Source organism: Pseudooceanicola atlanticus (genome assembly GCF_000768315.1).
Classification (GTDB): domain Bacteria; phylum Pseudomonadota; class Alphaproteobacteria; order Rhodobacterales; family Rhodobacteraceae; genus Pseudooceanicola; species Pseudooceanicola atlanticus.
Map to the genome: position 1 here is coordinate 1 of NZ_AQQX01000017.1, position 21,734 is coordinate 21,734.

Genomic DNA, 21,734 nt, shown 5'->3' on the forward strand with positions numbered 1-21,734 from the left:
CAACCTGCAGACTCTCATTATGAACGAGGGACCAACAGGGGGCAGGTCACTATGTGACGCTCGAGGCGGTTCGGAAAGAGTTCGGTGTGAAACGCGTCACCAAGGCGCTGCGCGAGAAGGCTGAAGACATCCTGCGCGGCGAAATCGTCAGCTACGATGCCTATCTCGGCGGCCGGGTCTATGGCTATGTCATCGAGCAGGACGGCGAGGAGATCGATGCCTGCTGGGGTTTTTTAGGGCACTATGAGTTGGACTGCCTGTCCGAGGCACGAGCATTTGTAGACCAAATGAACTTGCGAGAGGCACACTGGCCCGCCGCCGCCGAGCAGGGCGCAAGCCCAGCCCCGAGTTGAAATGCCCGCAATACTCATATATCTTATTCATGCGTATTCCGGAGATGAGAATGGCAAGCACAAGCGTGACACTCGGCCCCCATTGGGATGAATTTATCGCCCTGATGCTGAAAGAAGGCCGATACGGCTCGACTAGCGAGTTGATCCGCGCTTCCTTGCGTCTGATGGAAGAGCAGGAAGGTCAGCGGGCGCGGCTTCGCGTTGCGTTGATGGAGGGCAAGCAATCCGGCTACGCGGGTCCGCTCGATATGGATGAGATCAAGCGCGAGGCGCGGAGCCGCTCCGGCGCTCCTGATGCGTGACATCCATCTCTCCCAGGCCGCAAGATCCGATCTCGTCGACATCTGGGCCGAGACATACCGACAGTGGGGCGCGGCGCAGGCAGACCGCTATCTCGACGACATCGATCGTGCCTTGCAGGGGCTGATCGCCAATCCTCAAATGGGGTCTGACTGCTCTGATCTTCTGCAGGGCGCACGCAAATTGATCACGGGTCGGCACCTGGTTTTCTACGAGGTGGGTCGGGACAGGATATTCGTGATCCGGGTCCTGCATCAATCCATGGACGTGCCGCAACATCTGCGTCCGGCCTGACATCGGACAAACACGCAGCGGGGCTCTGCCATGAAAGAGCAAAAGACAGGACGGGAGGGGTGACCCCTCCCGGGCGAGAGAGTGCGCACGGAGCTTGGGGCCAACCCTCAACCCCGGAGATCGCCAATGAACGCTCACCCCCATTCCGTCCCGCTTGCCGCCGAGCCTGAAGCTCCTGCCCTGCCGGATGCCTCGGGCTTCGCCCAAAACCTGATGCAGGCTGCGAAAATCCTCGTCCCTGTGTTCGAGGCAGGCAAACCTATCGACGCGGCCGCCCTCCGCGCCGCGATGGAAGATACCTTAGGCGCCAGTGACACCAGTGGCGCCTGGGTCTGGAAGGACGCCTATGAGGCCGCCGAGACCGCCCAGATCCTGATGCTTTCGCGCTACGGCGCGCTGATGCAGCGTCAGGCACCTTCGCCACAGGCTTTCCTCACCATGATCGAGCGCCTCGCCGGTCTGGTGCCTTCTCACACGCGGCGTTCTGAGGACAGCGTCCGTCTGCAACAATTCTCGACCCCTCTGCCTCTTGCCGCCATCGTCGCGCAGGCAGCAGGCTTTCGGGACGACGACCTCGTACTCGAGCCATCCGCTGGCACCGGCATGTTGGCGATCTTCGCCCGGATCGCAGGCGTTCGGCTTGCGCTGAACGAACTTGCCGAAACCCGCCGCGCCCTGCTGGGGCGGCTGTTCCCAAATGTAACCCTTTCAGATCACGATGCCGCCTCGATCGATGACCGGCTGGATCGGTCGATCACGCCCTCGGTCATCGTGATGAACCCGCCGTTTTCTGCGGCCAACCATGTCGAGGGTCAGTTTCGGCAGGCAACCAGTCAGCATGTGCTCTCCGCCCTGGCGCGCCTCGCGCCGGCCGGTCGTCTCGTCGTCATAACGGGCGAGAGCTTCCGCCCTTCCACGAAGTCCTTTCAGTTGACGTTTCAGCGGATCGCACAAAGCGCTGATGTGGTGTTTTCCGCTGCGATCGACGGCAAGGTTTTCGCGCGGCATGGCACCACGATCGACACGCGGCTCACGGTGATCGACAAGCGTGCGGTTGGCGCTGAAGCGACCGCGCCGGTCGACATAAAGGCCGCCTATCATCCGATCTGCGCGACGACGGCCGATCTCCTCGCGTCTGTTCTGACTAACTGCCCGGAGCGCCGCAGCCCCCCGCCCTGCCCTACTAGTTCGGCCCTGTCGTTACCGATCCGCCCAGGTCGCACCAACCTCCACGCCCTGCGCAACGCCGCCCGCAAGGAAACCCGCGCCCTCGCCGAAGAACGCGCGAGGCATCCGTTTGACGACATCGAGACGGCACCGCTCGACTACCTGCCGAAAGCCTGGAGCGAACCCGAGGGCACGCTGCAGGACACGGTCTACGAGGCCTATGACCTTCAGGCGATCCGGATAGACTGCGCGGCGGTGCATCCGACAGCACTTGTCCAATCCGCCGCCATGGCCTCGGTCCCGCCGCCCGTGCCGACCTATCGTCCCATCCTGCCGAAGAGCCTCGTCCAGGACGGCCTGCTCTCCGCGCCGCAGCTCGAAAGCGTCATCTATGCGGGCAACGCGCACGAGACGCATCTGAAGGGCTGGTTCAAGCGCGGCGAGATCGAAGGCCAGCTGATGGCCGCGGCTGAGGGTGACGAAGGTGCTTTCCGTCTGCGCAAGGGCTGGTTTCTGGGTGATGGCACGGGCTGCGGCAAGGGGCGGCAGGTTGCCGGCATCATCCTGGACAATTGGCTGCATGGGCGCCGCCGGGCGGTCTGGGTCTCGAAGAGTGACAAGCTCATCGAAGATGCGCGCCGCGACTGGATGGCTCTCGGGGGGCGCGACAGCGATATCGTGCCGCTCTCGAAGTTCCGTCAGGGCGGCGACATCAGGCTGCCCGAAGGCATCCTTTTCGTCACCTATGCCACGCTGCGCTCGGCCGAACGTGAGGGCAAAGCCTCCCGCCTCGACCAGGTGACGTCCTGGCTCGGGGACGGGTTCGATGGGGTCATCGCCTTCGACGAAAGCCACGCCATGGCGAATGCCGCCGGCGAGAAGTCCGACCGCGGCGACAAGAAGGCGTCCCAACAGGGCCTCGCTGGCCTCGCGCTGCAAAACGCGGTTCCTGACGCCCGCGTGCTCTACGTCTCTGCCACAGGCGCCACGGTCGTCGGCAATCTTGCTTATGCCTCCCGCCTCGGTCTCTGGGGCACCGGGGATTTCCCCTTCGTGACGCGGGCCGAGTTTGTCGCCGCGATGGAGGCTGGGGGCATTGCCGCCATGGAGATGATCTCGCGCGACCTGAAGGCGCTCGGGCTCTATCTGGCGCGCTCCCTCTCCTATGCCGGGGTCGAATACGAGATGCTGGTCCATGTGCTGACCCCCGCTCAGGTCGCGATCTACGACAGCTACGCCGATGCCTATCAGATCATCCACAATAACCTCGAGGCCGCCCTTCAGGCCTCGGGTATTTCGTCTGAGACGGGCACCTTGAACGCCCAGGCGAAATCCGCCGCGCGCTCGGCCTTTGAGAGCAACAAGCAGCGCTTCTTCAACCATCTCATCACCGCCATGAAATGCCCCTCGCTGATCCGCGCCATCGAGGCGGACCTGGCGGCGGGGCATGCGGCAGTGATCCAGGTCGTCTCGACCAGCGAGGCGGTGATGGAACGCCGCCTCGAAGACATCCCGCCTTCGGACTGGGACGATCTGCAGGTCGACTTTACGCCGAGGGAGAACATCATGGACTACCTGATGCACAGCTTCCCGACGCAGCTCTTCGAGCCTTATACGGACGAGAATGGCGATCTGCGCTCGCGTCCCGCCCTCGATGGCGACGGCAATCCGATTATCTGCCGTGAGGCGGAGCGGCGGCGGGATGAGCTTGTCGAGCATCTTGGGGCCCTCGCCCCGGTGCAGGGCGCGCTCGACCAGATCCTCTGGCATTTCGGCGGGGATGCGGTCGCCGAGGTCACCGGACGCAAGCGGCGCATCGTGAAGACGCGCGAAGGGCGGCTTAAGGTCGAGAACCGCCCCGCCTCCTCCAACCTCGGCGAAACCCAGGCCTTCATGGACGACGCCAAACGCATCCTGATCTTCTCCGATGCCGGTGGCATCGGGCGCAGTTACCACGCCGATCTTGGTGCCAAGAACCAGCGCCTTCGGGTACATTACCTTCTGGAGCCCGGTTGGAAGGCCGACAATGCGATCCAGGGCCTCGGGCGCACCAATCGCACCAATCAGGCGCAACCACCGCTCTTTCGGCCCGTGGCGACCAATGTGAAGGGGGAGAAGCGGTTTCTCTCCACCATCGCGCGCCGCCTCGACACGCTTGGCGCCATCACCAAGGGCCAACGCGAGACCGGCGGTCAGAACATGTTCCGCGCAGAGGACAACCTTGAGAGCCCCTACGCCCGGGCAGCTTTACGGCAGTTCTTCTACAAGCTGCGCGCGGGCAAGATCGAGGCCTGCTCCTACGCGAAGTTCCAGGAGATGACCGGGCTGACGCTCGATGAGGCGGATGGCACGATGAAGGAAAACCTGCCGCCGATACAGCAGTTCCTGAACCGTTGCCTCGCTCTCCGCATCGACATGCAGGACGCGATTTTTGAGGCTTTCGGCGGGTTCCTCTCGGCCATCATTGAAGATGCGCGCCAGGCGGGCACGCTGGACGTCGGGCTAGAGACCCTGCGCGCCGAGAAATTCGACATTGTCGACCGCAAGGTCATCTTCGAGCATGAGGCGACGGGGGCGACGGCGACCGCCCTGACCGTTGAGCGGACCGATCGCAACGACCCGCTCACCCTGCCCCGCGTCAAAGCCATCTGCGCTGATACAAAAGGCGCGGCGCTCTGTTGGAACAAGACCTCCAAACGCGCGGCGCTGATGGTGAAGGCGCCGGCCTTCATGGATGAGGACGGCGTGCCGATCCTGAGGGTGAAACTGCTGCGGCCCATGGCGACCGAGATTCTCGCGCTGACCGAGTTCTCGAATTCACACTGGGAGGAGATCGATGATGCGATGTTCGAACAGCTCTGGCAGGCTGAGGTTGAGGCGGTGCCCGAGTTCACCACCTCGAAGATCACGCTGATCTGCGGCCTCCTTCTGCCGATCTGGGACCGGCTGCCAGCCGACAACATGCGCATCTATCGCCTTCAGACCGAAGACGGGGAGCGCGCCATCGGTCGTCTGGTCAGCCAGGAGCAGCTTCTCAATGTCTACGCGCGGCTCGGGCTCGATTGCCAGATCGAGATGACGCCGCAGGAAGTGCTCAGCGCAGTGATGGAGGCGAAGACGACCCTCAGCCTGCTCGGGGGCTACCAGCTGCGGCGGTCGCTGGTCATGGGACAGCCGAGGCTCGAACTCATTGGGGGGTCAAGCGCGGCCCTGCCCTCTCTGAAGGCCATGGGCTGTTTCACCGAGGTGATCCAATGGAAGACGCGGGTGTTCATCCCGGTGGATGGCATCGAGGTGCTGGCGCGGGTTCTCGCGGTGCATCCTGTTGGTGCCAGCGCAGCGGATACGGCGGCATGAGCGCGCAGCGCAGCATCGCAGACCTCTCGGCCGATCTTGCGAACCGGGTCGAGAGTTTCTGCCGCCAGTATTTCCCCGACGGACGCAAGCAGGGCAACTATTGGCAGGTCGGCGATACCTCTGGTGCCAAGGGGCAGAGCCTCGCCATCCGGCTGCAAGCGCAGGGTGGTCGTAAAGCCGGATCCTGGCAAGATTTCGCGACGGGGCAATATGGCGATCTGATCGATCTGCTGCATGAACGGCTCGGGTCGGTCACGCTTAAGGAAACGCTGAGGGAGGCCCGGTCCTTCCTCGGTGAATCGCCCTGCCCCGCCGTCCCGCACGCGGCCCGAAAGGCTGAGCGCCCGGATGCTGCCTCCGAAAAACGCATCGCGCGGGCGCGGAAGCTCTTTGCCGCCGGCAAGCCGGTGCTCGGCACATTGGCCGCCACCTATCTGCAGAGGCGCGGGATCACACGGCTCGGCCCGGCCCTCCGCTATCACCCCCGGGTCTTTCTGCGGCAAGGCGAGGATGAGAACGCTCCGCCGCAAAAGGCCCCTGCCCTGCTCGCGAAGATCACCGACAATCGGGGTCAGATCACCGGCTGTGCGCGCACATATCTGGACCCGTCCACCGGCGGTTTGGCCGCGATCGAGAGCCCGAAACGGATCCTGGGGCAGCTGCACGGCCATGCCATCCGTTTCTGGTCCGGTACGGGCCGCTCCGACCTCATCGTCGGCGAAGGTCTCGAGAATACCCTTTCGGTCGGCATTGCCCTCCCTGAGTTCGACCTCGCCTCCTGTCTCACCGCCACCCATCTCGGTCTCTTCATCCCGCCGCCGGGGATCAAGCGTATCTGGATAGCGCGGGACAATGACGAAGTTGGACGGAACGCATCCATGAGATTGCGTAACCATCTGGAATCGCTTGGAATTGCTGGTGGTGATCTTGTGCCGCAGTTGGACGATTTCAACGACGATCTGCTGGCTTTCGGCAAAGATGCGCTGCGCCGGTCGCTGCTCAAGGCCATGAAAGCACAAGGTCTGGAGATCGAGGACGGGTGATCGCCAACTTCCTCAGCGAAGTCCGAAATGGCAAAGGTTCCGCAAGTTCGATCTGATCCCGTTTGGAAAAGGGGAGCGATGGACCGGCGGGTCGGGGCTGAGTGCCCCTCGCCCGGGCAGCAATGCGCCGCTACCCGGAAAATTCCCCTGAGCCTTCGGCTCATTCCTCGCGGGAACAATTTTCCGGTCCGCGGCGCATTCTCCGCTTTGCTCCGATCCTGACGGATGCGGCCCGGTCGCCGCCGGTCCCGATATCGCCCCATCCAAATCGGGTCAGATCAAACAGAGCAACCAGACAATGCCCCATCAGACAGACACCCAAGAGGAAACCGGCGTAACCTCCGCCATCCTCAACCACCTCGCACTTCACGGCGCAACGCCCGGGCCCGGCGAGACCGATCATCGCCCCCTGCCCCAGCCTGATGAGGTCGAGCTCGCCATGACGACGCTCTTTGACACGACCGTCGGCCTCCTCACTGGCAGCCAGTTGGAAGACAATCTCGAAGAAATGCTCTGGTCCCTGACCTCGATCTTCCATCGCCGGCTCACCCATATCCAGAAGCTTCTCGATGACAACGAATTCGAGGTCCGGGAAAGTCTGGCCGTCCAGGATGGCTCAGAGGTCGCCTCGGTCGAGCTCGAGCGCCTCCAGTTGATCGGGCTCAAGCTCTGGGACCATCGTGAAGCCTTCGAACAGATGCGCGATCTGGCCGTGGACCACTTCTCGGCCGCCACAGGTTCGCCTTGGCTGCCCCGCACCGGATCCAAGGTCTCGCATCGCGGCCTCACATCCGCCGTGGTGGACAGCCGGGCCTATCTTTCGGCCAAGCGGCGCAAGGAGACCGAGGTGCACTGTCCCGAAGGCACGCGGATTGCTTTCTCGGGCGGGGACTATCAGGCTTACGACCTGATCTGGTCCGTCCTCGACGCCACGCACGCGAAATACCCCGACATGGTGCTGCTGCACGGCGGGACGCCCAAGGGTGCTGAGATGATCGCGGCCCGCTGGGCAGATACCCGTGGCGTCACCCAGGTGGTCTTCAAGCCCGACTGGAAGAGCCACGGCAAGGCGGCTCCCTTCAAGCGCAATGACAAGATGCTCGAGACCATGCCCCAGGGTCTGATCGCCACCCCCGGTTCGGGCATCACCGAGAACATCGTAGACAAGGCCCGCAAGCTCGGGATCCGCATCAAGAGGATCGGGGCTTAGGCCCCGGTTCTACCATGACATCAGTCAGAGCGCACTGTACGGTTCGCTCTATGAGTTCGCAGAGGTGCGCAGTTCTGCGTGATTTGGTCGGTCAGACTGCTGAGTGTGTGGATGAGTATTTCTAGCTGGTCGCTGTCGCGGGCCTTCCTGAAGCCGCGTGACGCTCTCGTCGTCCCGCGATCAGCGGGATGTTTGCCGAAAGGCACCCCATGTCGGCCAGGAAACTGACGAGTCCGACGATCGTCTTGAACTCGCGCAATTTGAAGACGCTACGGCTCGTGACAAGCAACTTCGCGTCTTGGCCATCCTCCGCCACCGCGTGCACGGCCCAGGAGCCATACCAACTATTATGGCGTTTCTCGGCAGTCTGGTTGCAGATTACCTCGATGAGGTAGCCATCTGAGAGCAGATCGCGCAGGCCATCCTCGGTGACCACATTCGGTGTTGCGCCGTCCAACAGCTTATCCTCTTCACTTATGCCGGCACGTATCGGGATTGGAGCGGGCCCAAGCTTCTACCTGATCTTCCGAGTCGCATGCGTCGTTGCTCAGTTTAGCAATGCCATACGGGACATCCTCGAAGTCCGCAACGCCACGGGGATTGAGACCGTCGGGGACAGATGCGCGTGTCCTCGCCCTAGCATTTCATCTTCTTCAGCCTGTCAGATCACTTTCTGCTTGAGGCCCTGGCAACTCCATCGAGGATCGGAACACTGGCCGGTGTTGCGTTGCGACGGGTCGTGGTGTGTATCGAAAGATCAGGCGTGACTGTGCAAGGGAAGCTTCGGCGTTCTTGGCTTTCGGCTGTTCACCCAGTTTCCTTCGTGGCCACCGCTCTTCTCCTTTTGTCTGAGTTGCATGACATGCTGGTCGCAGCTGTCGTCCCGTCCACAAAGGTTGTCGACGATCTTTTTCCCCTGACCCTGCGGGCCATTCCTCGCGGAGCAAAAAGACCGGCGCCTGCCCCTCTCCGCTACGCTTCGCCTTCGGTGTGGCCGAGCCTTGGCCAGCTGCAAGGTGACCATCATTGCAACGCAAAAAAGGAGAAGAGCAATGACCACGAACTGCATCAAATTCACCAGCACCGACATCGAAACCGCCAAGGGCGTCGGTTCCATTTCGACCCTGACCTTCGACCTCGACATCACGGTCGAACCCGTCGCAAGCTCGAACCCGATGGCTCCCACGCACCGCGTCCTCGGCCGCTCCCCGCGCGGCAAACTGGTCGAGTGCGGCGGCATCTGGAAGAAGCAGAACAAGGAGACCGGCGCCGACTACTACACGCTGACCATCCGCGACCACGGCTTCAACGCCAACCTCGGCAAGGCCGCGAACCAGGACGATCTGTCCCTGCAGGCGGTTATTCCCTGGGGGCCGAAAGACGCCGCCTAAGCGAAGGGTTGGTGGGGGTTCGCCTCTGCCAACCCGTTTACAACTGTAAACTCCAGAGTAAGCCCGGTCCGTGTATGTAGTCTCTTCATGCTTCACTAGACACTATATAGAGGAAAAATCTTGACTTAGCGCCGTGAATCACGGCTTTTATCCCCAAGTGGCGTGAAAAAGGCCATATTTTAGATTTTGGGGCAACTAGATGATTCCTGTGACACCACTGGCCAACGAGAAGCCTTCAGCGCTCGCGACAGATATTTCCGAGCGGTTGAATGCTGCCATCCGGGAGCACCTTCTTTCAGCTTTTGCCCCAGATAGCGCCAAAACGCTACGGTCTTTTTCGGCACCTGAGGCGGCAGAACTTCTTGGGGTCTCCGGTCAGTTCATGCGAAAGGTGCACTCAGAGGGAACGATCCCAGAGCCGGAGGATGTTCGTGGAGGGCGGCGCTATTACACGGCGCAAGAGATATGGGATGCACGCGAGATCCTAGAGAAGTCATCACGAAAGAAAGGACGCTATCTGCCGCGTCGGTTTGGTGATGAGAAACTGCAAATATGGCAGTTGATGAACTTCAAGGGCGGATCAAGCAAGAGCACCACGAGTATCCATCTTGCGCATTATTTCGCGCTACGCGGCTATCGAGTGTTGGTCGTTGACCTTGATCCTCAGGGATCACTCACGTCCATGTGCGGTATCAGCCCGGAAATCGAGTTTGATGGGCTGACTGTCTATGACGCGATCCGCTATGACGATCCGGTCAGCATGGCCGATGTCGTTGTTCCCACTTACTTCCCGGGGCTTTCGATTGCGCCGTCGCGCCTCATGCTATCTGAGTTCGAGACTGAATCTGCAGTCCATTCGAACCCCGACCAGCCGTTCTTTACGCGGATCCGCAATGCATTGTCCCAAGTTGAGGATGATTTCGACCTTGTCTTGATGGACAGTCCGCCCCAGTTGGGCTTCTTGACCATCGCTGGAATGGCCGCAGCGAGTTCTCTGATTGTACCTCTAACGCCCTCGATGTTGGACGTTTCGTCGACCGCTCAGTTCCTCGAACTGGCCGGGGCCTACATGGGGGTGATCGAGGATGCTGGCGCGACGCTGCAGTATGATCACTTCAAGTTCCTGATCACTCGGGATGAGCCGACGGATGTTCCCTCACAGCAGCTGACCTCGTTTATGCGTGCGCTATTCCAAGACCGCGTCATGTCTGCGACCGCTCTCAAGAGCACTGCAATCAGTGACGCGACCATGCTCAAGCAGTCCATCTATGAGGTTGTACGCTCGGAAATGACCCGCGCGACCTACGATCGCGCGAAAGGTTCGATGGATGCTGTAGGACAGGAAGTGGAAGTCATGATCCACCAATCATGGGGGCGTAAATAATGGCTAGGAAATCCCTTCGAGATATGTCGGGTATCGCGAACACCATCGCGCGTTCCAGCAGCACTGCGACTGAGAGGCCCCCCAAGACAAGCGCACCTGCGCTAGGAGCTCTTCAGGGGTCACTTGCGTCTATCCGCGAGATCGATCCTGGTCTGATCGACGATTGGGGACCCAAGGATCGACTGGATGAGTTTACAACTGTAAACGCCGAAGATGACGGTGAGGGTTTTGAGGCGCTCAAGAACAGCATCCGCGAAGGCGGTCAACAAGTGCCAATCCTCGTTCGGCGCTCCAAGGCTGCCGAGGGGCGCTTCGAAGCGATCTATGGTCGCCGCAGATTGAAAGCTTGCCGGGAGCTCGGCATTAAGGTCCGTGCCAACGTTCAGGATGTCGATGACACCACGGCCTTGTTGGCCAAAGGGCTGGAAAATGCAGCACGTCGCAACCTCTCGTTCTATGAAAAGGCGCGCTTTGCGGAAGCCATCCAAGCCGCGGGTCACGAAAACGCGACGGTGCGCCAGGTTTTGAATCTTACAGCATCAGGGCATTCGCACCTGACGAAGGTGACGCAGAATGTCCCGTCCAGAGTCGGCGACCTGATAGGCGCTGCGCCCAAATCAGGCCGGCCGAGGTGGACGGACCTGGCCGAACTGTTCCTCGAACGGAAGCTTACCGAGAAAGTCGCGCTCGATCTGCTGACTAAGATCAGCGCTTCGTTAACGTCTGATGAGCGGTTGGAAGCGCTGATCAAGGAAGCAAGCAAGCGCGGAACGAAAGTGTCCAGCGGTCCTCGTGAGATTACGCCGATGGACGGCGTTGTCATCAAAGCAGGCCGAGGGAGCGTGTCTCTTTCGGTGAAGAAGTCCGGCACAAGTGCCGAATTCGCAAGCTGGCTTGAGAGCAATCTCGAGGAAATCATCAAGAGATCCTATACCGAATTTACAGATGTAAACTCGGAGGGTGACAAGTGAGGAAGAGCAGAAAGGAGGAAAGGTAAACAAAGAAAACCCCCGAAACCGAAGCTTCGAGGGCTGCTGCGCAGAACGCAATTCTTAGATTAGACACCTAGAATCTAGCAGCCAGCGAATCGCCATACAAGAGAAAATGCTTCTGAGCGAACGGGATTTCTTTGTCTGCTGACAAAGTATGGAAAAATTCAGTAGTGCTCCGTCTGGAGCGACTGAGGCAGACATGTCTCAGCACGAGAGAGGTATGTCCATCGCATGGCAGCCCTCCGGTTGGCGCAAAGCCTCAGCAGGTCTCGCTGCCGCGGAGCAGTTTGCCCAAGCCGGTGAACAGGTAGCAGTATCCAAAACGCGGGCCTTCGTGGCCGTGAAGCGGGTCGCTGCATACATTGGCCTCAAGGCCGGAGACATGATGCTCCTCGACACGCTTGGGGCCTTTACGCAGGCCCAGGACTGGGAAGAAGGGCAACGCCCGCTCGTTTGGGCGTCGAACGCCTACTTGATGGAGCAGACGGGTTTCTCGCTCTCCGCGCTCAAGCGCCATTCCCGGCGCCTGGCTGAGATTGGCGTGATTTCCTTTCAGGACAGCCCCAACGGAAAGCGGTGGGGCCGCAGAGACGCCGAGGGGCGCATCGTCGAGGCTTACGGCTTCGATCTGTCGCCTCTGTCGGCGCGCGTCGAGGAGTTCGAAGGACTGCATGGCGAATTGCAGGCTGAACGCGAACTCTGCCAGCGCCTGAAGCGCCAGATCACGGTGGCACGCCGGATGATCCGCGCGCGGATTGAGGCAGCCGTCAGCAGCGCGCTGCGCGGGCCCTGGGCGCAGTTCAGGGGTCTCTTCGAAGAGCTTCTGGACCGGCTTCCGCGCCGCCATGAAGCTTCAGAACAGCTTGCCCGGCTCTTGACCTGGTTCAGGGAGCTTCAGGAGCGTGTTGAGGCCGCCTATCTCAAGGCAACAGAGGCTACCCAGCCTGTGGAAAACACGCGCGAAACCAAGGTACAGGTTTCTGAGAAGACTCAAGAAATGAACCCCAGGGAGGTCATTTCTGACCCTCATATACTAATTACAAAACAACTTGATCCTGTAACTTGTAATTCCTCAGAAAGTGAGGAAGTCGCGGCTGTAGTGCCCAATGCTCAACCCGAAGATCAGCTTGATAGGGATCTGGAAGAGTGGGTTGCCGAAGTGCGCAAGAAGCGCGCAGCGCTGGATCTACCTACCGTGATGCAGGCCTGCCCGGAATTCGCGTCCTGGGCCCGCAATTTGGGCGGTTTCCTGAAGGATTGGGGCGATCTGCATCGTGTTGCGGGGCAGCTCAGGCCGATGATCGGGGTGTCCGAGCATGCCTGGAACGTGGCGCAGGACCGTTTGGGTAAACAAGTAGCAACAGCAGCGCTGGCGCTTGTCTTCGAGAAGCATTGCGCAGGCGAAGTGTCCTCGCCGGGCGGCTATCTGCGTGGCATGGTCGAGAAGGCCGGGGCAGGGGAGCTGCATCTCGAGCGCAGCTTCTATGGCAGGCTCAGTGGGCAGGCGGCGTGATGGGGCAGGGGATCAGAGCCCGGCGGCCTTGGTCAGGTTCACCCGGAACCGGTCACGCCGCCGCTGGTAGCGACGAGTCATCTCGGCCGAGGCGTGCCCCAGCTGCTTCTGGACATAGCGCTCGTCGACTTCCGCCGAACTGGCGAGGCCGGCACGCAGCGAGTGGCCAGAGAACAGCGCCAGGCGCTCCTTCTCGGGCAGCTCGGATCGGATGCCGGCGTCCAAGACCGTGCGCTTGATCAGCCGGGCCACATGCTTGTCGTTCAGCCGTGTATCGAGGGCGCGCTTGCCGTCCCGAGAGGTGCCGACAAAAATCGGACCGAAGTTGATCTTCGAAAAGTGCAGCCATTGCTCGAGAGCATGCACGGGACAGGTCTGATCCTTTGAGCCTCGGCCGATCTCCACTTCGCGCCAGCCCGTCTTGGCATTGAGAGTGAGCAGGGCGCCCTTGTCGAAGATCTCGATCCAACCGCCGGAATCCAGTGTGTCGTCTTTGTGCACGTCGAGGCTGACAATTTCCGAGCGGCGCAAGCCTCCGGCGTAGCCCAGAAGAAGGATTGCGCGACCTCGCAGCCCGCGCAGATCATAGGGCAGGGTGCCGACCATCGCGAGGATGTCCTTAGCCAGGATCGCTTCCTTCTGCACCGGTGGACGTGCGTGTTTGCGCTTGATCCCGGCCAGCACCGTGGCTATGTGCCGGTTGTTCCGATCAAGGGTGAATCCCCGCTGCGCGTAGTTCCAGGCAAGGCCCGACAGGCGGCGGTCTATGGTGCTGACTGATAGGGCAGGGGAGTTGCCGGACCCTGATGCCAGATCGGCAAGGTAGAGCCCGATCATCTCCGGCGACGGTGGCAGCGGTTCGGCACCCTTCATCCGGCACCAGCGGGTAAAATGCGCCCAGTCCTTCGCGTAGGCCTTCAGCGTGTTGTCCGACGCCGCCGCGCGCGCATAGTCGCGGGCGGTGTCGACCAGCCGGTCAAGCGTGCCGGAGCCAGCGACATGGGACGGCAAAGTAATGCCATCGCTTTCCTCTTGATCTCTGTCGTCGATGCGCGCATCATCCAGCTCATCAGAGGGCGCTGACGTCGATTTCTCGGTCTCTGTGGGCATTTTCCAGAAAATCCGGCGGTGAAACTGAACTGTTTCCCAGCGTATCTTTTCGTGTCCGATAAGGCAAACTTATTGGACATTGCGGGAAGCGGCAGGGTGGGGCGGTTATATCGCTATTTTCTGGAGAAAAGCGCCGTGCTGATGTAGGCTTCAGGCATGACTTTTGCCCGGCCGGATCACATCAGCGACCTCGACACGTTACCCCGGATGCCCGCCTGGGTCACCTCTGCACGCGCTGAAACCCCTGAAGATGTTGCGTTTTTATCGGGTGCGGCGCTGAACCACCTGCATCTTGTGTTGGGGCGTGAAGAGGTACCCCACGCCCTGTTGCGGGACCGGCTCGCGTTACGTGCGGCGGGGGCTTGCGTTGCGTTTTCCGGTCGTCCGGAGCGGGCAGGGGAGCTGCGCGATGCGGTGCACCTGTTGCGGTCCGGCGATCTTCCCGGACCCGCGGGGGAGACCTACCTGGCCTGGCGGCGCGCGGTGGAGCGGCCGGTGTCGGTCAAGGCTCTCGGTCGAGCCTTGCCGACCCTCGAGCCGGGCCAGATCGCGACGTGGCTCGATGCGGGGAGAGGCGCGCCGGTCACCCAGGTCGCGATGGTGCTCGAGGCGGTGCTGACAGACGCGCCGCGTGCCGACGCCCCGGCGCTGATCCTCGCGGATGCCGCCCTCGCCCAGGCGCTTGGCTGGGATCACCTCCTGCCGCTACTCGCCGCGGGCCTGAAACGCGTTGACTTGCGCAAGCATGGGGACGACTTGCGTCTCGCCTGTCATCGGTCGCTCGTCTCATCGGCGGTCGACGCCGTGCGGCAGGCCGCCGACCTCACGCGCCGGGCGGCGCATCTGAAGGCGGTCGCACCCAAGCTGCGGGCCAAGGGAGCGGGCGACGCGGTCGAGATGTTCCTGACCCGCGATGCCGTGGCGCCGTCGGCGTTGCCTTTGCCGGATCGCGCTGCGCGGCGGTTTTGCGAGCGGCTGGTCGACCTCGGCGCGGTGCGCGAACTGACCGGGCGCGACACCTTTCGGCTCTACGGGGTGTAGCGATGGCGAAGGATCGCTCTGACCCCGAACTGGATCGCGAGTTGGCCGACCTGCCGCCCGAGCTGCGCTGGCGCGAGTGGATGCGCCGGATCGAGGCGGTGCTCTTCGCCTCCGCCTCGCCGGTGCCGCGCGACGACCTGGTCCGCGTGGTGGGGCAGGGGGCTTCGGTCGATCTGCTGGTCGAGGACCTCGCCGCCGATCTGGACGGGCGGGCCTTCGAGATCGCTCAAGTCGCCGGCGGCTGGATATTCCGGACCCGGGCGGCCTACGCGCCCGCGATCCGCGCTGCGGCGGATGTCGGGGACCAGCTACTCGATCTGAGTGAATTCGACGTCGCGGTGCTGGCTGCCATCGCCTACCATCAACCGATCACCCGCGACGGGCTCAAGGACATCTTCGGCAAGGAAATCAGCCGTGACCTGATCGGTCGGCTGAATGCGCGCGACCTGATCGGGACCGGGCCTCGGTCGCCTCGACGCGGGGCGCCCTACACCTTTGTGACGACCGAGCAGTTCCTTGTTGCATTTGATCTGGAGACTCTCGCGGATCTGCCAGAGCGGGAGCAGTTGGAGGACGCAGGTCTGGAAGGCGGGTCATAGGAATGGTGGCGGGCTGGCAATCCTCGTATTGGCCAAACGGTGAGGCATGTCGTGGACGTTTCGTGACGCTCTCAGTTGAGACTTATTGAGAGAACTCAGGCTTCGATCCTGAGCCCGCTGAACAGAGCTTCGCAAGGGTCGCCATCCTCGGTCATTGCGCCCGGTTCCAAGTTTGCCATGTTCTCGTCGATGACTGCGTTGTGGTAGTTCTTGAGCCAGCTGTATTTGCGCCGCACCGTCGCATTGGGACTGTCGGCGAGACCGCTCTCCACCAACGTTTTGTGCCTACCCAGAAACTCGATCCAGCCGGCGTATTCGCCGTCGAGCTCGCTGAGACTGGCGCGAAGATAGTCGATGTAGTGAAGGCCTGACTCGTCCTGTCGTAGGAGGTTGTTCAGGTGACGCTCTTCATCCTCATAGGAATGTCCTTCCCGCCAGAGCGTTTGGTCCTGCCGGTGGCGTTCGATAACATCTTCGTGGATCGCAATGCGCGGGAAGATGACCTCGCCTTCTTCCATGAAATATGCCTGAACGAGGGCAGGCCCAAACACCGGACCACTGAAGTCCATGCCGAGATGCATGGGGCCGATCGTCATCGCGCCGCGCACCAATATGCCATTTGCCACGCATTCGATCTGGATGTGCAGCAGATCGATGAGCTCCCAGACCAAGGGGCCGGCCTGGTACTGAGTTTCAATGGTTCTGGTTCTCACGATCGCATCAGACACGATCTCGGCATGGACTTCGCTGATCATCCGCATTTCGTCGGAGCGGGTGGGCGGCGTGGCATCTCCTTCGGAAACCCTGCGAAACATGGAAAGCAAGTGCCTGATCTCTGCACCGCTTCGCGTGTGCAGGAGGTTCCTGAAACCGAGGACATCAAAAAAGGTCACAAGGCATTCTTCGTAGGCGGGGTCGTTCTCGAAAACAGTCATCTCTGGTCCATCTTCAGCCGAGGAGCTTCTCCAGCTCTTCCCCTTGGGTGGCATGCTTCTTGGGGTTTTCTGCTTTCAGCTTGTTCACGTTGATGAGCTTCCATCTGACCGCTGGAAGCTCGGCCGCCTGAGGGCGGTCGATCGCGTCGAAGTCGGGGGCGCCGTCATGCAGGGTTCTCAGGAACCTCTTCGCGCCCTCATCCAAGCGGGATTGGATATCACCGATCAGGCGGTCGCGCGTCGCGATCAATTCCCAGAGGTCGACCGCTTCCTTCGTCATGCCCTCGAATTCCCGGGCATAGGGCTGATCCAGATCGATCAGGTTTGGGTTCAGAAGTTCGTGCGGCGGGCGGGGTGAACTCGCGACGTAGATCAGAAAAGTACGGAACAACGCGTCGGTAAACCCTTCGTTCTCGTAGAGCAGTTTAACGTCGTAGAGGTCTCGCGGGTGCTGGCGATCAAGGGCCGCATGGAGCTTGCCGCCGAACAAATCCTCGAAGGATACGATGTTCATCGTCGCATATCCGAACGCCTCCTCGACGGCTTCGGAGACTTCGCGTTGTTCCGGATCATGCACGACGCCCCGGGTAACGGGGGAGGTTTCGATTTTGATTTCGGCTGTGCCGAGGCGGGCGAGCGCACGCGTAGCCCCACCGCCACCGCCGGCAATGCGCTGAGCTTTGGCGCCGGTGATGCCGCCTTCGATGGCGGCGGCGATCCGGTCCATCGCGTTGTTGATCTCGACGAGGCTTTCGCCGCGGTCCTTGACAGGCAGATAGGTCAAATCGATATCGACCGAGAGGCGCGGAAGGTCGCGATAGAAGAGGTTGATGGCCGTCCCGCCCTTGAGCGCAAATATCTCCTCCTTCGCGACATACGGAAGTACCCGCACGAGCAGGGCCACTTGGGCGGCATAGTCCTCACGCGCCATGACCAAGTTCCTTTCCCACAAACTCTTCGGGCACCATGATCCTGTAGCGTGGATGTATCTTGCCGCCTTTGACCAATGCGCGATCCCCGCTGCCGAGGTCGAAGTCTTCTGGATCGAGACGCTTGCGCCAGGCATGGTCGTGGCGGTCGGCGAACACGAAGAACAGGCGTTTGACCTTGATCTTCTTGCAACTTCTGAGCAGTGCCGAGAGGGTTCTTGGGCGCAACGTCGTCAGGCTTTCGAACACCATGTCGAGGTTGTGAAAGCTCTCCTGATCCGGCAACTCGTCCAGCGCCTCAAAGATCGCGCGTTCCGGCGAGGACATCACCAGTTTCCAGTCCCATGGCAGGGACGATGCTGTCTCGTTGAGATTTTTTCGTGCGTCATTGACACCCAACTCTGGATCGAAGAACAGCGATACGCTGCGTGTGCGGAGTTCGGCGTTGAGCGGCAGTTTTTCGAGCCAGTTGGGGATTTTTGAGCCGTAGAGCCAGACTGTGCTCTTGTCGCCGAGTGAGAGATAGTGCGCATAGCCTTGCAGGTCCAATGCCGTCGCCCCCCCGACATGGACAGGGTAGTGCATGATGTGCTGGAGCGAGAGCAGGCAGGTCTTCCAATCGAGCGTATTCGTGGTGGCGCTGCCTGGTGCCGGGCGGCGGAAGACGCCGCGTCCAAGGCGTTCTAGCCAGCCACGCTGGACATAGGCGTAGGACGAACGCCGGCCTATCCCGTGGTGCTCAAGCCAGACCGAGTCCACGAGGAACCCCGTGGGAACAGCCTCAAGAAGGCCCTTTAGTTTTTCGTGTTCTTGTCCGCTCATAGGCGACACAATGATATATTTTTAAAGGGACCGCCACTTGTTTCAGTGGAAACCCACAAAATAGTCTGTCAAGGATGGACAAATTTTCTCATTTTCAAAGAGACCGGTGGTTGTCGGCTCTGAAACTCACCAGCAAAGCAGGGGGGATGCCCTCGAACAGCTGAGAAAACACCCGGCCATGTGGGCTTCGCAGATGAGCGACTACCGGTCGTTCCTGCGACGAGAAAACCGGTGTTTGTCTATCGGCGAATGTGGCCGACTTTAAGTCCCGCCCGACGTGCTAAGCGGTCCGTGGTAAAATGCAGCCGAAGCCCGAGGAGCATCAAAGAATGTCTCAAGCCGTTCGGCGTTTTCTTCGACAAGACGTTTCGCCTGCTGCGGAAGTTCGGCACTCGCTCGCGTGAAGTCATCAAGTGCAATGGGTTCGAGCGTCGGAGCGGATGTCAGACGAAGCATGCGGTCTCGCCCGATCAAAAGTCCGGCCTGTCCAAGGGCGTTCTGGCTTTGCAGGTGCATCGCGCTCTCGATGATTGTTCTCCAGTGGAACATGCCGCCGCGCTTGATCTGACCGTCAGTCATACGAAGGTCTTGATCGCCACAGCCTAGGCTCAGGATGTCGATTTTGTGTCTGTCTACGTTGAAACAGCTCATGGCATCGACCAGCACCACCATGACGGGGTTGTTCGCCCAAACACCGCCATCGGCAAAGTGCCGGGTGCCATTTCGGTAGGTCGAGAAGAATGTCGGCGCGGCTGACGTCGCCAATGCTACCGTGACCAGTTCTTCCTGCCAGTCGAGGCGGAAGTCAGGGTGGTGCGGGGTCTTGAGGACGTTGACCTCGTTGAACCCATCGAAGGCGGGAATGTTCAAACGCACATTGACGGAGCCCAATGTCCTGTTGCCAAAGCGATCTCGAAGCGCTCGTTCCAAGGGTTCGCGGTTGTATCGATAGACGGCAAGATCGCGGGCGAACTGGTAAGCGGATCGCATCGCGCGACCAATTCGAGTTGGAGGAGTCCAAGGCCTGGGAAATATTTCCGACCCGTGGCGCATATAGATTTCCAAAACCTCCTCTGCGCGCATTCCTGCTGCCATGCCGAGCGCGATTATTCCTCCGGTTGAAGTGCCGGCGATCATGTCGAAGTAGCTGGCTGCCGAACCGCCCTTCAAGAAGCGACGCTCACATTCCGCCAGCACCGCCGCAGGCAGAATGCCTTTTATGCCGCCGCCATCAATGGAAAGTACGCGAAAATCATCTGCGGGCCATTCGAGTTGATCTCGACGGTGAAAGATGGTGCCCTGCGAGCGGCGGGATTGAGGTTGTGCCATGAAATCTCTCCATAAGTGCCGCCAACCTGGATCGCCCGCCTGACTGACTTCTGATGTGTTTGCCGGTCCCAAACCATTTTCCCGAAGCGAGCCAGCTTTCGTAGCAGCTCAGCCAGTTGGACGCCCAGGGAATGGTCGTATTGCTGATCAGGTCATCTGGCGACCACTGATCCGCTTCGTCGTCGAAGAGGCAGAGGAATGGCCCCGTACGCTCTGTTCGCGGATGTGATACATAAACATGCGGTAGGGACCCTTCTTCGTTACCGAAACGCCTTTGCATGGTCGGTTCAAGAACCTCAACAAGAGGCTGCAGGTACAGGTTCGATCTACCTTCGAGCAGTAGGGGTTCCGTATACTCTACCCGCAGCCGGTACGTCGTTCTGTGTGGCTGCAGGCGCCCCTCCCAGACACAAGTCCGTCTGCTCAGCCGGTCGCATGACCATTCCGAATAGACATCGGCCATGTCCGCAATCTGATCACCAACAGTTATCATCAGGTACAGTGCCCCCCATGTTCGTATTCGCGCGCGCAGGCCTCACGAGGCCTGGTGCCGACGCGATCCCAGCACCCAAAGCTGGTGCAGCCAGAGACGAAACAGGTGCCGCAGGTTTCAGATGCCCGCTCGGTGTCATGCCGAGCGCACCATGTTCGAGCTGGACAGTCTGTGCACGATGATAGGCCTGCAGAGCGGTCTCACCGGCCTTTTCACCGAACAGATCGTCGAACGTCGATTGGATAACCGCAGGATCGAAGCCAACCCGCTTCAGGTTTTCGAGGCGTTCGATGAGGGTGAGCAAGTCCGCCGCCCAAAGTTGCTGGTCGCTCCTTTGAGCCGGCCACCGATCGGTGAAGAGGTCGGGGTAATGTGCCGGATTGCGAACTTCCAGCAACCGCAGGTTCTGTTCAGCATTGCGGATCTGCCAGCGCATCCGCTTGGCAATCGCTATCACCTCATCGACCAGGCTATCGTTTGCAGGGCTGGCATCGATTGCAATCGCTGCGATAATGACGGCCGGTGGTTTGCGTTTGCCACGGTGATCGTCGTGCTTGCGATAGCGTTTGTCGCGGAACCTCTTGATCAGTTGCAGGGCAACCACGCGAGGCGATTTCTGGTCGAGCGGGACATGCACCGGCATCGGTTGGGTATCTGCCTTTTGCAACGCCAGACCAGACGTCTCATTTGAAAGCCGCGTGGCCAGTTCGGTGTAGGTTTCGCCATCGACGAGGTAACGACGCGCATCGAAGCGCTTCTGAAACGCCTCGCTGATCTCGACGCGAGCATTGAAGTGATCGGCAAACCCCTTAGGATTGATCTCCTTGTGGTACCGCTCGTCCGTCTCAGGCTTGTGGTGAAACAAGGTTGCCACGCGTTCTGGTGCCCCATCGATGCGAACGACCGGCATCAGATCGACCGTGACGCCGTCCGGGTAGGTAACCGTGACACAGCGACTGTTTTTCTCAATCAGGTAGTCGTAGTACTTGCTGCCTTTTTCGCCCTTGATCGCTTTGTACAGTTGTTCAAGCACCCATGCCGGATCGGTGCCAGGAGCGATCGCGATCTCGAGCACGGCATCAACGTCGTGCTGGTCGGTCTTCAGGCGTGACCGAGTCGCGGCGTGGATTGCAAAGCTGCCAGAAGGGTAGATCTCAAGGACCAAATCTTCGAGAGGGCTGCCAGGGCGGTCGACATGCTGAGCGAGCCCGCGAAAATGGCGGTCGGCTTCGTCGTGCATCGTGCGGGTGATCTGGATGGCACGTGCAACGTCCATCAGCGCAGCTTCTACAGGGTCGATCTCCAGGCTGCGGGCGAAATCTTCGAGGTTCGTCCTGATATTCATCTTCATCTGCCCCCTCAGGCTTGACGGATTCGCTGATCCGTCTTACAGTTTTTGACGTTTTCGTAGGATAGAAAGCGAAAAAAGAAGCCGCGAGCAAGCGGCAGTAATCCTACGATATCGTCATACT

Annotated in this window: 20 protein-coding genes; 12 read left to right on the plus strand and 8 right to left on the minus strand. The window is 60.6% G+C overall.

Going from position 1 to position 21,734, the window contains the following annotated elements; genetic code table 11:
* The first annotated feature begins 86 nt into the window (after positions 1-86).
* The 6 genes from ATO9_RS20660 (at position 87) to ATO9_RS20685 (ending at position 7,724) form a co-directional block, all read left to right on the plus strand.
* Entirely contained in the window at positions 87-353 is a 267-nt protein-coding gene (locus ATO9_RS20660) for a hypothetical protein (RefSeq protein ID WP_238318832.1), read from the plus strand.
* 50 nt (positions 354-403) lie between these two features.
* Positions 404-655, plus strand: a complete 252-nt coding sequence (locus ATO9_RS20665; RefSeq protein WP_081979693.1) for a type II toxin-antitoxin system ParD family antitoxin — start codon at positions 404-406, stop codon at positions 653-655.
* The gene (locus tag ATO9_RS20670; RefSeq protein WP_027246190.1) at positions 648-947 is read left to right on the plus strand and encodes a type II toxin-antitoxin system RelE/ParE family toxin; all 300 of its coding nucleotides are present in this window, start codon (positions 648-650) and stop codon (positions 945-947) included. Before ATO9_RS20665 ends, ATO9_RS20670 begins: the two co-directional genes overlap by 8 nt.
* A gap of 126 nt (positions 948-1,073) precedes the next feature.
* Entirely contained in the window at positions 1,074-5,471 is a 4,398-nt protein-coding gene (locus tag ATO9_RS20675) for a strawberry notch-like NTP hydrolase domain-containing protein (RefSeq protein WP_043753962.1), read from the plus strand.
* Complete coding sequence (locus ATO9_RS20680) at positions 5,468-6,514, plus strand: DUF7146 domain-containing protein (RefSeq protein WP_043753964.1); 1,047 nt, start codon at positions 5,468-5,470, stop codon at positions 6,512-6,514. Before ATO9_RS20675 ends, ATO9_RS20680 begins: the two co-directional genes overlap by 4 nt.
* Positions 6,515-6,812: 298 nt before the next feature.
* The gene (locus ATO9_RS20685; RefSeq protein ID WP_043753967.1) at positions 6,813-7,724 is read left to right on the plus strand and encodes a DUF2493 domain-containing protein; all 912 of its coding nucleotides are present in this window, start codon (positions 6,813-6,815) and stop codon (positions 7,722-7,724) included.
* Between the two features lie 121 nt (positions 7,725-7,845).
* On the opposite strand, the gene ATO9_RS20690 is transcribed toward ATO9_RS20685, so the two are convergent.
* A complete protein-coding gene (locus tag ATO9_RS20690; RefSeq protein ID WP_224557947.1) occupies positions 7,846-8,181 on the minus strand; it encodes a hypothetical protein in 336 nt (111 codons plus the stop codon).
* A 595-nt stretch (positions 8,182-8,776) separates the two neighbouring features.
* Between ATO9_RS20690 and ATO9_RS20695 the strand changes: the two genes are divergently transcribed.
* From ATO9_RS20695 to repC, 4 genes are all read left to right on the plus strand, one after another.
* Positions 8,777-9,115: a DUF736 domain-containing protein gene (locus ATO9_RS20695; protein ID WP_043753972.1), complete on the plus strand. Its 339-nt coding sequence runs from the start codon at positions 8,777-8,779 to the stop codon at positions 9,113-9,115.
* 199 nt (positions 9,116-9,314) lie between these two features.
* The gene (repA, locus tag ATO9_RS20700) at positions 9,315-10,499 is read left to right on the plus strand and encodes a plasmid partitioning protein RepA (RefSeq protein WP_043753973.1); all 1,185 of its coding nucleotides are present in this window, start codon (positions 9,315-9,317) and stop codon (positions 10,497-10,499) included.
* A 23-nt stretch (positions 10,500-10,522) separates the two neighbouring features.
* On the plus strand, positions 10,523-11,470 hold the full coding sequence (repB, locus tag ATO9_RS20705; RefSeq protein ID WP_224557949.1) for a plasmid partitioning protein RepB: 948 nt from the start codon (positions 10,523-10,525) through the stop codon (positions 11,468-11,470).
* Between the two features lie 241 nt (positions 11,471-11,711).
* On the plus strand, positions 11,712-13,004 hold the full coding sequence (gene repC / locus ATO9_RS20710; protein WP_081979697.1) for a plasmid replication protein RepC: 1,293 nt from the start codon (positions 11,712-11,714) through the stop codon (positions 13,002-13,004).
* 12 nt (positions 13,005-13,016) lie between these two features.
* Here repC and ATO9_RS20715 read toward each other — a convergent pair whose 3' ends face one another.
* On the minus strand, positions 13,017-14,114 hold the full coding sequence (locus ATO9_RS20715; RefSeq protein ID WP_043753978.1) for a tyrosine-type recombinase/integrase: 1,098 nt from the start codon (positions 14,112-14,114) through the stop codon (positions 13,017-13,019).
* Between the two features lie 156 nt (positions 14,115-14,270).
* Between ATO9_RS20715 and ATO9_RS20720 the strand changes: the two genes are divergently transcribed.
* Both ATO9_RS20720 and scpB read left to right on the plus strand, forming a co-directional pair.
* The gene (locus ATO9_RS20720; protein ID WP_043753980.1) at positions 14,271-15,155 is read left to right on the plus strand and encodes a DUF1403 family protein; all 885 of its coding nucleotides are present in this window, start codon (positions 14,271-14,273) and stop codon (positions 15,153-15,155) included.
* Between the two features lie 2 nt (positions 15,156-15,157).
* On the plus strand, positions 15,158-15,754 hold the full coding sequence (gene scpB / locus ATO9_RS20725; protein WP_043753981.1) for an SMC-Scp complex subunit ScpB: 597 nt from the start codon (positions 15,158-15,160) through the stop codon (positions 15,752-15,754).
* A gap of 95 nt (positions 15,755-15,849) precedes the next feature.
* Here the strand turns inward: scpB and ATO9_RS20730 are convergent, their stop codons facing one another.
* The 6 genes from ATO9_RS20730 to ATO9_RS20750 all read right to left on the minus strand — a co-directional run bounded on the left by ATO9_RS20730 (position 15,850) and on the right by ATO9_RS20750 (position 21,613).
* On the minus strand, positions 15,850-16,689 hold the full coding sequence (locus ATO9_RS20730; protein ID WP_043753982.1) for a hypothetical protein: 840 nt from the start codon (positions 16,687-16,689) through the stop codon (positions 15,850-15,852).
* Between the two features lie 13 nt (positions 16,690-16,702).
* Positions 16,703-17,620 carry a nucleotidyl transferase AbiEii/AbiGii toxin family protein gene (locus ATO9_RS20735; protein ID WP_043753984.1) on the minus strand — a complete coding sequence of 306 codons (918 nt, stop codon included), beginning with the start codon at positions 17,618-17,620 and terminating at the stop codon, positions 16,703-16,705.
* Positions 17,610-18,440, minus strand: coding sequence for a type IV toxin-antitoxin system AbiEi family antitoxin domain-containing protein (locus ATO9_RS20740; RefSeq protein ID WP_043753988.1), 831 nt, complete (start codon positions 18,438-18,440; stop codon positions 17,610-17,612). The genes ATO9_RS20735 and ATO9_RS20740 overlap by 11 nt, the downstream gene beginning before the upstream one ends.
* A 261-nt stretch (positions 18,441-18,701) precedes the next feature.
* Positions 18,702-19,769 (minus strand): CBASS cGAMP-activated phospholipase, encoded by a 1,068-nt coding sequence (locus ATO9_RS20745; RefSeq protein ID WP_052418505.1) that lies wholly within the window; start codon positions 19,767-19,769, stop codon positions 18,702-18,704.
* Positions 19,693-20,262 (minus strand): type II CBASS E2 protein, encoded by a 570-nt coding sequence (locus tag ATO9_RS25115; protein ID WP_475274215.1) that lies wholly within the window; start codon positions 20,260-20,262, stop codon positions 19,693-19,695. The genes ATO9_RS20745 and ATO9_RS25115 overlap by 77 nt, the downstream gene beginning before the upstream one ends.
* Complete coding sequence (locus tag ATO9_RS20750; protein ID WP_043753993.1) at positions 20,246-21,613, minus strand: nucleotidyltransferase domain-containing protein; 1,368 nt, start codon at positions 21,611-21,613, stop codon at positions 20,246-20,248. The genes ATO9_RS25115 and ATO9_RS20750 overlap by 17 nt, the downstream gene beginning before the upstream one ends.
* Between the last annotated feature and the right edge of the window lie 121 nt (positions 21,614-21,734).